Raw genomic sequence first — 12,392 nt, forward strand, 5'->3', positions numbered from 1 at the left:
TGATAGGAAATTCAACAAGTTAATCAATTAGAGACCATGGGGACGGTTTCAACGCCGGAGACGCCCAAGCGCGCCGGCTGCCTGCAAAGCATCCTGCGTTCGGTGATAAAACGCGCAGTTCTGGCCTTTGTTCCCGCCCCTCAGCCCCACCGCGGCGCCCCTACTTCCCCCATATGGCGCTCCTAAAGGAAGAGAGCGCGCGCCGGGATGTCCGCGCGCCGCCCGCCCCACCCTCTTTCGGCTTGGTCGTGCGGGGGATCGGGTATAATCCCTGATGTGACAGTTCATGACAGGGCGAGACGATGTCAGTGGCGATGGCCGTTCCTCAGGAGCCCCGCGCGGGCAAGATTTCGGATACCAATTCCGCCCAGGTGGGCAATGGCTGGTCTCGCGCGGAAGCGCAGCGGCTCTATAACCTTCCCCTCAACGACCTTCTGTTCGAAGCGCAAGGCGTGCATCGCCGCCATTTCGACCCCAATAAGGTCCAAATGAGCCGGCTGCTCTCCATCAAGACTGGCGGCTGTCCCGAGGATTGCGGCTATTGCAGCCAATCCGCCCACGCGCCCACGGGCCTCAAGGCGTCCAAGCTCATGGAAGTGGAGCGTGTGCTGGCCGAGGCTCGCAAGGCCAAGGAAGGCGGCGCCACGCGCTATTGCATGGGGGCCGCCTGGCGCAGCCCGAAAGAGCGCGACATGGACATGGTGATCGCCATGGTGGAGGGCGTGAAAGCCCTCGGCATGGAAACCTGCATGACGCTGGGCATGCTCTCCCCGCCCCAGGCGGCGAAGCTCGCCGATGCCGGGCTCGATTATTACAACCACAATATCGATACGTCCGAGCGCTTCTATAAAGAGATCATCACCACCCGCACCTTCGCCGACCGCCTGGAAACTCTCTCCAACGTGCGGGACGCGGGCATCAAGGTGTGCGCGGGCGGCATCCTCGGACTTGGCGAGACCAAGGACGACCGCATCGACATGCTCTTGACCCTCGCCAACATGGACGTGCCGCCCGAGAGCGTGCCGATCAACATGCTGATCCCCATTCCCGGCTCCAAGCTGGAGAATGCGGCGCCCGTGGACCCCATCGATTTCGTGCGCACCATCGCGCTCGCCCGCATCCTCATGCCCACCTCCCATGTGCGCCTGTCCGCCGGCCGCACCGAGATGAGCGACGAATTGCAGGCCATGTGCTTCTTCGCCGGCGCCAATTCCATCTTCGTGGGCGACTGCCTGCTCACAGCCGACAATCCCGGCGAGGATCACGACGCCACACTGTTCCGCCGCTTGGGGATTTCGCCCGAGGAGGCGGACGTCGCCCAATGAGTGGACGGCTCGCGCGGTTCGAAACCACCCTCGCCGGCCTCAAGGCGAAGAGCCGGCGGCGGGCCTTGGAAGGCCGGGCCGGGCACGATTTCGCCTCCAATGATTATCTCGGCCTTGCCGCTTCCCCCCGCCTCGCGGCGGCGGTGGAGGCGGCGATCGCCCGCGGCGTGCCCGTGGGTGCGGCCGGCTCGCGCTTGCTGCGCGGTAATCATCCCGAGCATGAGGCGCTGGAGGCGGAGGCTGCCGAATTCTTCGGCGCGGGCCGTGCGCTGTTTTTCGGCGGCGGCTATTCCGCCAACGTGGCTTTGCTCTCCACCTTGCCGCAGCGGGGCGATCTGGTCGCCTATGACGCGCTCATTCACGCCAGCGTCCATGAGGGAATGAAGTGCGGCAAGGCCGAGGTCATCGCCTTCCGCCATAACGATGCCCAGGCGGCTGAGGATGGGATCCGCGCCTGGCGTCAACGCGGCGGACGCGGCACGCCCTGGATCGTGGTGGAGACCATCTATTCCATGGATGGAGACGCCGCCCCGCTGGACGACCTCATCGCCATCGCCGAGCGCCACGACGGCTTCCTGATCGCCGATGAGGCCCATGCCACCGGCGTGTTCGGGCCCGACGGGCACGGACGGGCGGCCCATCTGGAAGGGCGCGAGGCGCTCATCACCTTGCACACCTGCGGCAAGGGGCTCGGCGCCTCGGGCGCCCTGGTGGCGGGACACGCCACGCTGATCGACTTTTTGGTCAACCGCGCCCGCCCCTTCATCTATGCCACCGCGCCCTCCCCCCTGATGGCGGCCGCCGTGCGCGAGGGGTTGCGCATTCTGAAAGACGAGCCGGACCGCCGCGCCCGCCTGTCCGCTCTGGTGGGGCGTGCGGGCGAACGGCTCGGCGCCATGGGCTGGCCGGCCAGCGGCTCGCAGATCGTGCCGGTCATTCTCGGCTCTAATGCACGGGCGGCGGCGGTGGCGGCGCATGTGCGGGCGGCGGGCTTCGATTGCCGCGCCATCCGCCCGCCCACGGTGCCGGAAGGCACGGCACGGCTGCGCATTTCGCTTACCCTGAATGTCGACGAGACCATCATCGATGGCTTGATGGGCGCCATTGCCGAGGCGCTGGAGCAAGTTGCGGCATGAGCCTTCCTCTGGTCGTGACGGGCACCGATACCGGTATCGGCAAAACCGTCTTTTCCGCCGCCCTCGCGGGCGCGCTCGGCGCGCATTATTGGAAGCCGGTGCAATCGGGGCTAGAAGAGGAAACCGACAGCGACCTGGTGCGGCGGCTCGCCCGCCTGCCGGCCCAGCGCATCCTGCCCGAGGCCTATCGCCTGAACACCCCCGCCTCGCCCCATCTGGCGGCGGAGCTGGACGGCGTCGCCATTGATCCTAACGCCCTGATGCCGCCCGTTGTCGAAGGCCCACTGGTGATCGAAGGCGCGGGCGGGCTCATGGTGCCGCTGACCCGTGCACTGCTGACCATCGATCAATTCGCCCATTGGGGCTTTCCGGTGGTGCTGTGCGCGCGCACCGAGCTTGGCACCATCAACCACACCTTGCTGTCAGTGGAAGCCTTGAGGCAGCGCGGCATCCCGCTGCTGGGCATCGCCTTCGTGGGTGAAGAGATGCGGGACAGCCAGGAGACCATCGCCGCCTTCTCCGGCGTGAAGATCCTCGGCCGCCTGCCGCGCCTTGATCCCTTGACCCCCGATGCACTCGCCGCCGCCTTCTCGTCCGCGTTCGACATCGCGAATTTTGCGCCTGAGCGCGCGGGACACCCCTGATGACCGCTTCCCCCATCTGGCACCCCTTCTTCCAGCATGCGACCGAACCCACGCCGCCGCTGATCGCGCGCACGCAGGGCGCCTATCTGGAAACGGCGGAGGGAAAGCACATTCTCGATGCCATCTCCTCCTGGTGGGTCATCACCCATGGCCATCGCCATCCCGCCATCATGGAGGCGATCCGCGCCGCGGCGCTGGAGCTGGACCAGATCATCTTCGCCGGCTTCACCCATGCGCCGGCCGAGGCGCTGGCGCGCGAACTGGTAAAGCTCGCCCCGGCCGGGCTGGAGCATGTGTTCTATTCGGATTCCGGCTCCACTGCCGTGGAAGTGGCGCTGAAGATGGCGCTCGGCACCTTCCGCAATCGCGGGGACACGCGCAGCCGCATCGTGGTGATGGAGGACAGCTATCACGGCGATACCATCGGAACCATGAGCGTGGGCGCGCGCGGCGTGTTCAACGCCGCCTATGAGCCGCTCCTGTTCGAGGTGGATACCATCCCCTTCCCCGCTCCGGGCCGCGAACAGGAGACGCTCGACGCCTTCGAAAACTTCGCCCGTACCGGAAAGGCCGCCGCCATCATCGTCGAGCCGCTAATCCTCGGCTCCGGCGGCATGCGCATGTATGGGCCGCAGGTGCTGGCGGAGCTGAAACGGATCGCCGAGCAGAGCGGCACCTTGTTCATCGCCGACGAGGTGATGACCGGCTGGGGCCGCACCGGCACCCTGTTCGCCTGCGAGCAGGCCGGCATCTCCCCCGACATATTGTGCACCTCCAAGGGCCTGACCGGCGGGGCGATCCCGCTCGCCGCGACCCTTGCCACCGCAGAGGTGTTCGCGGCGCATTATTCCACCGACCGCACCAAGACCTTCTTTCATTCCAGTTCCTATACCGCCAACCCCATCGCCTGCGCCGCCGGCCTCGCCAATGTGCGGGTGTGGCAAGACGAGCCGGTGCGCGAGAGGGTGGCCACGCTCTGCGCGCTGCAAGACGAGCGCATCGCGCGGTTCGCGGGCGATCCGCGGTTCGAAGAGCCCCGGCGCTGCGGCACCATCACGGCATTCAACCTCAAGGTGCCGCGCGGCGGCTATCTCGCTGAAGTCGGGCCGAAGCTGCGCGCCTTCTTCCTGGATCGCGGCTTCCTGGTGCGCCCGCTCGGCAATGTGCTTTATCTGATGCCGCCTTATTGCATCACGCCCGCCGAGCTTGATGCCCTCTATGAGGCCATTGATGCTGCGGCGAGCCAGTTCGGGAACGCGGCATGAGCGCCTTTTCCACCAGCCGCGTCGTCGGCTTCGGCCACGCCGTGCCGGCGCGCGAAGTGCTGAATGCGGAACTGGAAGCGCAATTGGGGCTGGAGGCCGGCTGGATCTCCCGGCGCACCGGCATCGAGGCCCGCCGCTGGGCATTGCCCGGCGATACCCTCTCAGGCCTCGCCCAGGGCGCGGCCGAAATGGCGCTGGTTGAGGCGGACCTGCCGCGCGAAGACATTGGCCTGACCTTGCTGGCCACCTCGACGCCAGACCAATTGCTGCCGCCGACCGCGCCGCTGCTGGCGCATCGGCTGGGGCTTACCCGCTCCGGCGCTGCGGATCTTGCGGGCGCGTGCGCCGGCTTTCTCTATGCGCTGGTGCTCGCGGAAGGCTTCGTGCGCGTGCATCGCAAGCCGGCCCTGGTGGTGGCGGCCAATATCCTCAGCCGCCGGATCAATCCCGCCGAGCGGGGAAGCTCGGTCCTGTTCGCCGATGCGGCGGGCGCCCTGGTGCTGGCACCCTCGACCGAGCCGGATACCGGCATCCTCGGCGTCTCGCTCGCTTCCGACGGCGCGGGCTACGATCTCGTCGCCATCCCCGGCGGCGGCAGCAGCCGGCCGTTCGGGCCGGATCTGCCGTTCGAGGACACCCGCATGACCATCAGCGACGGGCGTGAGCTTTACGTTCAGGCGGTGCGCATGATGACCGAGTCCGCCCGCGCCGCGCTGGATGCGGCGAAGCTGGAAACAAGCGCGGTGGATTGGCTCGCGCCGCACCAGGCCAATGCCCGCATGCTGGATATGGTGGCCCACCAACTCGGCATCGCACCGGAGAAGGTGGTGCGCAGCATCGCCCTTTATGGCAATTCTTCCGCCGCCACGATTCCGCTGTCCCTCTCGCTCGCCCATCGCGCCCGCGCCTTCCGCCGGGGCGATGTGCTGGCGCTCACGGCCGCAGGGGCGGGCCTGACCGGCGGCGCCTGTGTACTGCGGATTTAAAGCGAGGAAGCGCCATGCGCCTGCATATCTTGAAGCGCGACGCCGAAGCAGCCGAGGCAACGCCGGTCGCCGCCAATGTGCTGGTTTCCGGCACGCCGCAGACCCGCGTGTGGATCACCTATGATGCCCCCGCCGAGCGCCTGTGTGCCGGCGAGTGGGAGGCGACACCCGGCAAGTGGCGCGTGACTTACGAGGAATGGGAATATTGCCTCATGGTTTCGGGCCTCTGCGTGGTGGAGGGAGACGACGGCACGCGCATCGTGGCCGGGCCGGGCGACGCCTTCGTGCTGGAGCCGGGTTTCGTCGGCACCTGGGAGGTGCTGGAAACCATGCGCAAGCACTGGGTCATCCGCACGCCCGCCTAGAGCGTTTCCCCGATTCATGGAATCGGTAAAACGCTCACTCTCATTGTGTCGGCACGTTTTCTTCACGCGAGCCGGTCTCCACTTCGCTCGAAAACGCTCTCAAGCTCACTTCAAGGTCGAGCGGCGCTGGATCAGATCGTGGGCGGCAAACAACTCCGCCACCCAGTCCACGAACACCCGCAGCCGCGCGCTCCGGTGCCGATTAGGCGGATAGACCACGTGCAGCGGGAACAGCTCCGTGCACCAGCCCGTGAGCACCGGCACCAGATCGCCGCGTCCGAGCGCGGCATGGGCGAGAAAGCTCGGCGGCTGAATGATGCCGAGGCCGGCGACGCCGGCAGCGAGGTAGGAATTGCCCTCGTTGACGGAGAGGGTATAGCGCCCTTCGATCTCCAGCGTTTCGCCCTCGCGCAGGAACTCCATCGGAAAGAACCGCCCGGTGCGGGCGCTAAAATAGCGCACGACGGGAAACGCAGTGTCCAATTGGCTGGGATGGGTCGGCGTGCCGTACCGCGCGAGATAGGCCGGCGCGGCGCAGGTGACGACTGCAAGTTCGCCGATGCGGCGTGCCACCAGGGAGGGATCGGTGATGTCCCCGGCGCGGATCACGCAGTCCACATTCTCGCCCAGCAGATCGACGGGGCGGTCGGTGACGCCGAGATCGACTTGAATGTCAGGATAGCGATCGTGGAACCCCGGCAATGAAGGAATGAGCACCAGGAGAGCAAGGCTCGGGCTGATATCGACCCGCAGCCGCCCCTGCGGGGTGCCTTGCTGCTGGGTCATCGAGCCGTCCAGCTCATCGAGATCGGCCAGAAGCGTCACGGCCCGCTCGTAATAGGCCGCGCCGTCCGGTGTCACGGTCACCCGCCGTGTCGTCCGGTTCAGCAGCCGCGTCCGCAGATGCGCCTCGAGCTGCTGAATCTGCTTGGTCAGGGTCGGCTTGGGGACCCGCAGCAGATCCGCGGCGCGGGTGAAAGTGCCGGCCTCGACCACGCTCACGAAGGCCCGCATTGCAGCAAATTGATCCATATCAACAGCTCCTTAGCGGGATTTAGCGCTTATTATTCACCTAGAGGAACAATGTAGTGCAAAATTCGATCTTTATTCAAGCGAAATGGAGGCATATCGATGACGCATCGCAAAACGCCGATGGCTGGTCGGTTGGATTTGCCGTCATTCGAGGCGCCCGCCATGTCCCTATCCTGGAGCGAAGATGAGATCGTGATGTCGTGCGGCGAAGCCGTGCCGGTGCGCGTCCTGCGCCGGCCCGGCGCCGCGCGCACCGCGCCGCTGGTGCTCCATCTTCACGGCGGGACGTTCATCACCGGAACGCTGGACGCCGGCCGCAATGTGGCGGGCCTGCTAGCGCATGCCGGCGCCACGGTGGTATCGGTGGATTATCCCCTCGCCAGCGAGAAGCCATTTCCCTATCCGCTGGAGATCGCCTACGCCGCCCTGGAAGCCGTACACCGCCAGCGCGCCAAATGGAGCGGCAAGCGGGCGCTGCTGCTGGTGGCCGGGGAAGAAGCGGGCGGTAATCTCGCCGCTGGCGTCGCCCTGATGGCGCGCGACCAGAAGGCGCCGCCGCTGGCCGGGCAAATCCTCATTTCCCCGATGCTCGACCCGGCCCTTGCCACCTGTTCCATCCGCGATGCGGAAGCTGGCCCGGTGGGCTGCAAATGGGCCGACGGCTGGCAGAAATATCTCGGCTCCGCCGACAAGGCCGCCCATCCCTACGCCGCTCCCGCCTCCGCCACCCGCCTCGCCGGACTTGCCCCGGCCCTGGTGGTGACAGCCGCCGACGATCCCATGCGGGACGAGAGTGTTCGCTACGCCGAGAAGCTGCGCCAGGCGCAGGTGGGCGTGCATCTGGAGGTATTCGACGCCCCGACGGGCTGGCCCGCCTCGCTCTCCGAAGCCGAGGCGCGCCAAGCCGCATGGGCCGATCGGCTGCGCATCCTGTTTGCCACTTTCTTCGCGGAGCTACGCGCCGCCATCCGCCCCGGCCTGCCCGCACCCGTTTTCATCTGATCCAGGACCATTGCCATGAACCAGATCCTCACCAAGCGCCGCATCCTCTTCGCCGGCCTCGCAGCGACGGCTATCGCGACCGGCCTTGTCATTCCCTATACCCTGTCGATCGATGCCGCGCAGGCGAGCGACCCGGCCAAGGCCCCGGCGGGCGTGCCGGTCTCCGTCGCCGTCATCGAATCCCGCAACGCTCCGGTATGGGACGAATTTTCCGGCCGGCTTGAGGCCATCGACCGCGTCGAGCTGCGCTCGCGGGTGGCCGGCGCCATCCAGGCCGTGCACTTCCGTGAAGGTGCACTGGTGAAGGAAGGTGCGCTGCTGATCTCCATCGACCCCGCGCCCTATCAGGCCGAGGTGGACCGCGCCCAGGCCCAGGTCACCGCCGCGGAAGCGCGGGTTGCCCTCACCAAGGCGGACCTGGAGCGCGGCCAGCGCCTGTTCGAATCCCGCACGGTCGCCCAGCGCGACCTGGACGAGCGGCTGAATGCCCATCGCGAGGCCCAGGCCAATCTGCGCGCCGCCCAGGCGAGCCTGCAGACCGCCGAGCTGAACCTCAGCTACACCGAGATTCGCGCCCCGGTCTCCGGCCGGGTCGGCAAGCTGGAGGTCACGCCCGGCAATCTGATTTCCGCCGGTCCCGGCGCCATCGTCCTGACCACGCTGGTGTCCACCGACCCCATCTATGCCAGCTTCCACGCCGATGAAGAGGTGGTGCTGCGGGCACTTGCCGGCCTCGCGCCGGAAAACGGCAGCGACAAGCTGCCGCTTGAGCGCATCCCGGTGGAAATGCTCACCGTGACCAGCAATGGCACGCCGATCCGCGGCCATATGCAATTGATCGACAATCAGGTGGACGCGAAAACTGGCACCGTTCGCGTGCGTGCGGTGTTCGACAATGCCGACGGCCGGCTCATCCCGGGCCAGTTCGCCCGCCTGCGCATGGGTCGCACCACCAATGCCGATGCTCTCCTGGTGAGCGAGCGTGCGGTCGGCACCGACCAGAACAAGAAATTCGTTCTGGTGGTGGATGGCGAGGGCAAGGCCAATTACCGCGAAATCACCCTCGGCGAACCGGTCGGCGGCCTGCGCATCGTCACCAGCGGCCTCTCGGCCGGCGAGCGCGTCGTGGTGAACGGCCTCCAGCGCATCCGCCCCGGCGCGCTGGTGGCGCCGCAGACCGTGCCCATGGAAACCTCGAAGACAGCCCAGGCCGCCGCCGCCGGCGACGTCGCCCAACGCTGATGGCTCCGGCCCGCCTCTGAGGGCGGGCCGCCTTCGAACCCCGCCGCTTTATCTCCGCTCCCGGGCCGCCCGCCCGCGGGGCGCGACCTCTTATGCCCCTGCTGGGGAGGATGTCATGAACCTCTCGAAATTCTTCATCGACCGCCCGATTTTCGCGGGCGTGCTCTCGGTCCTGATCTTCCTCGGCGGTTTGCTGGCGTTGCGGGTGATGCCGATTTCCGAATATCCCGAGGTGGTGCCGCCCCAGATCGTGGTGCGCGCCAATTATCCCGGCGCCAATCCCAAGGTGATCGCGGAGACCGTCTCGACCCCCATCGAAGAACAGATCAACGGCGTGGAAGGCATGCTCTACATGAGCAGCCAGACCACCACCGATGGCCTGATGACGCTGACCGTCACCTTCAAGCTCGGCACCGATCCCGACAAGGCCCAGCAATTGGTGCAGAACCGCGTCTCCCAGGCCGAACCGCGCCTGCCGGAAGACGTGCGGCGCCTGGGCATCACCACCATCAAGAGTTCGCCCGATCTGATGCTGGTGGTGCATCTGCTCTCGCCCAATGGCCGGTACGACATGACGTATCTGCGCAATTATGCGGTGCTGAACGTGAAGGACCGCCTCGCCCGGATCGCCGGCGTCGGCGACGTGCAATTGTTCGGCTCGGGCGATTATTCCATGCGGGTCTGGCTGGATCCGCAGAAGGTGGCCGAGCACGGCCTCTCCGCCAGCGACGTGGTGGCGGAGATCCAGGCCCAGAACGTGCAGGCCGCCGCCGGAACCGTGGGCGCCTCGCCCGGCCTTGATGGGCTCGACCTGCAACTCTCGGTGAATGCTCAGGGCCGCTTGCAAACGGAAGAGGAGTTCGGCGACATCGTCGTGAAGAGCGGCGACAACGGCGAAGTGGTCCGCCTGCGCGACATCGCCCGCATCGAACTCGGCGCCGCCGATTACGCCCTGCGCTCGCTGCTGAACAACAAGTCCGCCGTCGCCGTGCCGGTGTTCCAGGCCCCAGGCTCGAACGCCATACGCATCGCCGATGAAGTTCGTCGCGTCATGGCGGAAATCAAGGAGAACATGCCGGATGGCGTGGACTATTCCATCGTCTACGACACCACTCAATTTGTCCGCGCCTCCATCGACGCGGTGATCCATACCTTGCTGGAAGCGGTGCTGCTGGTGGTTCTTGTGGTGATCCTGTTCCTCCAGACTTGGCGCGCCTCCATCATCCCGCTCCTGGCGGTGCCGGTCTCGATCGTCGGCACATTCGGCGTGATGTATGTTCTCGGCTTCTCCATCAATGCCTTGACCTTGTTCGGCCTAGTGCTCGCGATCGGCATCGTGGTCGATGACGCCATCGTCGTGGTGGAGAATGTGGAGCGCAACATCGAGCAGGGCCTCGCCCCGCGCGAAGCCACCTATCGCGCCATGAAGGAAGTCTCGGGGCCGATCATCGCCATCGCTTTGGTGCTGATCGCGGTGTTCGTGCCGCTCGCCTTCATCACCGGCCTGTCGGGCCAGTTCTACAAGCAGTTCGCCCTAACCATCGCTATTTCAACGGTAATTTCGGCGATCAACTCGCTCACTTTGTCACCGGCCCTCGCCGCCCTCCTCCTGCGCGGCCACGATGCGCCCAAGGATCGCCTGACCCGTATCATGGACCGCTCGCTCGGCTGGCTGTTCCGCGGGTTCAACACGATGTTCTCCCGGGGCTCGCGGGCCTACGGGAATGGCGTGAAAGGCGCGATCTCCCGCAAGGGCATCATGGTCGGGCTTTATCTGGTGCTGGTGGCGCTCACCGTGGTGCTGTTTCGCGCGGTGCCGGGCGGCTTCGTGCCGGCGCAGGACAAGCAATATCTGGTCGGCTTCGCCCAATTGCCGGATGGCGCCACCCTCGACCGCACGGAAGAGGTCATCCGCCGCATGAGTGACATCGCGCTCCAGCAACCGGGCGTGGAATCTGCCATCGCCTTCCCCGGCCTGTCGATCAACGGATTCACCAATAGCTCCAATTCCGGCATCGTCTTCGTCGGCCTCAAGGCATTCGAGGAGCGCAAGACGCCGGAGCTGAACGGGGGCGCCATCGCCATGCAGCTGAACCAGAAGTTCTCCTCCATCAGCGAAGCCATCATCGCCATGTTCCCGCCGCCCCCGGTGCAGGGGCTCGGCACCATCGGTGGCTTCAAGCTGCAATTGGAGGATCGCGCCGGCTTCGGCTACGAGGCGCTGGATGAAGCCACCAAGGCGTTTATGGCCAAGGCCATGCAGCAGCCCGAGCTGGTGGGCCTATTCTCCTCCTACCAGGTGAACGTGCCCCAATTGTTCGCCGACATCGACCGCACCAAGGCGCGCCAGCTCGGCGTCGCGGTGACGGACGTGTTCAACACCATGCAGATCTATCTGGGCTCGTCCTATGTGAACGATTTCAACAAGTTCGGCCGCACCTACACGGTGCGCGTCCAGGCTGACGCGCCGTTCCGCGCCCGCCCGGAGGATGTGGGCCAGCTCAAGGTGCGCTCGAAGACCGGCGAAATGGTGCCGCTTTCCGCTTTGCTGAAGGTGCGCTCGGCGGCCGGGCCGGAACGGGCCATGCGCTATAACGGCTTCCTCTCGGCGGATGTGAACGGCGGGCCGGCACCCGGCTTCTCCTCCGGCGAGGCGCAGGCGGCCATTGAGCGGGTCGCGGCCGAAACCCTGCCCAAGGGCTTCGGCTTCGAATGGACCGAATTGACCTATCAGGACATTCTGGCCGGTAATTCGGCGGTCTGGGTGTTCCCGCTCTCGATCTTCCTGGTGTTCCTGGTGCTCGCCGCCCAATACGAGAGCCTCACCTTGCCGCTGGCGATCATCATGATCGTGCCCATGGGCCTGCTCGCAGCCATGGCCGGGGTGTGGTTCAGCGCCGGGGACAACAATGTGTTCACCCAGATCGGGCTGATCGTGCTCGTGGGGCTATCGGCGAAGAATGCGATCCTGATCGTGGAATTCGCCCGCGAACTGGAGTTCCAGGGGCGAAAGCCGATCGAGGCCGCCATCGAAGCGAGCCGGCTGCGGCTGCGACCGATCCTCATGACCTCGCTCGCCTTCATCATGGGCGTGGTGCCCCTGGTCACCTCCACCGGTGCCGGCGCGGAGATGCGCCATGCCATGGGGGTCGCGGTGTTCGCCGGCATGATCGGGGTGACCGTGTTCGGCATCTTCCTCACGCCGGTGTTCTACGTGCTGCTACGCAAGCTGGCCGGCAACCGTCCGCTGGTCCAACACGGCGAGGTGCTGGCGGACCTCAACGCCCCATCCGGCGGCCACGGCGCCGAAGAGCACGGCGCCGCGCCCCCGCCGGCGCCCTCGCACGCCTCCTGATGCGACCAGAGGGAGCCACCTAACAAGGAAGCCGCCCTGA

Annotated in this window: 10 protein-coding genes; 9 read left to right on the top strand and 1 reads right to left on the bottom strand. The window is 66.3% G+C overall.

Annotated elements, in window-relative coordinates; genetic code table 11:
* Positions 1–314 precede the first annotated feature (314 nt).
* From bioB to V5F77_RS22985, 6 genes are read left to right on the top strand one after another with little or no spacing between them, the layout of a single operon-like run.
* Positions 315–1,325 (top strand): biotin synthase BioB, encoded by a 1,011-nt coding sequence (gene bioB, locus V5F77_RS22960; protein WP_429007675.1) that lies wholly within the window; start codon positions 315–317, stop codon positions 1,323–1,325.
* Positions 1,322–2,461: an 8-amino-7-oxononanoate synthase gene (locus V5F77_RS22965; RefSeq protein ID WP_429007676.1), complete on the top strand. Its 1,140-nt coding sequence runs from the start codon at positions 1,322–1,324 to the stop codon at positions 2,459–2,461. Before bioB ends, V5F77_RS22965 begins: the two co-directional genes overlap by 4 nt.
* Positions 2,458–3,105, top strand: coding sequence for a dethiobiotin synthase (gene bioD, locus V5F77_RS22970; RefSeq protein WP_429007677.1), 648 nt, complete (start codon positions 2,458–2,460; stop codon positions 3,103–3,105). The genes V5F77_RS22965 and bioD overlap by 4 nt, the downstream gene beginning before the upstream one ends.
* The gene (locus V5F77_RS22975) at positions 3,105–4,370 is read left to right on the top strand and encodes an adenosylmethionine--8-amino-7-oxononanoate transaminase (protein ID WP_429007678.1); all 1,266 of its coding nucleotides are present in this window, start codon (positions 3,105–3,107) and stop codon (positions 4,368–4,370) included. The genes bioD and V5F77_RS22975 overlap by 1 nt, the downstream gene beginning before the upstream one ends.
* A complete protein-coding gene (locus V5F77_RS22980) occupies positions 4,367–5,356 on the top strand; it encodes a beta-ketoacyl-ACP synthase III (RefSeq protein ID WP_429007679.1) in 990 nt (329 codons plus the stop codon). Before V5F77_RS22975 ends, V5F77_RS22980 begins: the two co-directional genes overlap by 4 nt.
* Positions 5,357–5,370: 14 nt before the next feature.
* Positions 5,371–5,721: a cupin domain-containing protein gene (locus V5F77_RS22985; RefSeq protein WP_429007680.1), complete on the top strand. Its 351-nt coding sequence runs from the start codon at positions 5,371–5,373 to the stop codon at positions 5,719–5,721.
* Between the two features lie 105 nt (positions 5,722–5,826).
* Here V5F77_RS22985 and V5F77_RS22990 read toward each other — a convergent pair whose 3' ends face one another.
* Positions 5,827–6,753: a LysR family transcriptional regulator gene (locus V5F77_RS22990; protein ID WP_429007681.1), complete on the bottom strand. Its 927-nt coding sequence runs from the start codon at positions 6,751–6,753 to the stop codon at positions 5,827–5,829.
* Between the two features lie 99 nt (positions 6,754–6,852).
* On the opposite strand from V5F77_RS22990, the gene V5F77_RS22995 reads away from it, so the two are divergent.
* The 3 genes from V5F77_RS22995 to V5F77_RS23005 all read left to right on the top strand — a co-directional run bounded on the left by V5F77_RS22995 (position 6,853) and on the right by V5F77_RS23005 (position 12,352).
* Positions 6,853–7,755: an alpha/beta hydrolase gene (locus V5F77_RS22995; RefSeq protein ID WP_429007682.1), complete on the top strand. Its 903-nt coding sequence runs from the start codon at positions 6,853–6,855 to the stop codon at positions 7,753–7,755.
* A 15-nt stretch (positions 7,756–7,770) separates the two neighbouring features.
* A complete protein-coding gene (locus V5F77_RS23000) occupies positions 7,771–8,997 on the top strand; it encodes an efflux RND transporter periplasmic adaptor subunit (protein WP_429007683.1) in 1,227 nt (408 codons plus the stop codon).
* Between the two features lie 115 nt (positions 8,998–9,112).
* Entirely contained in the window at positions 9,113–12,352 is a 3,240-nt protein-coding gene (locus tag V5F77_RS23005; RefSeq protein ID WP_429007684.1) for an efflux RND transporter permease subunit, read from the top strand.
* The last annotated feature ends 40 nt before the right edge of the window (positions 12,353–12,392 follow it).

The organism is Roseixanthobacter psychrophilus, assembly GCF_043195195.1.
GTDB lineage: Bacteria > Pseudomonadota > Alphaproteobacteria > Rhizobiales > Xanthobacteraceae > NCEH01.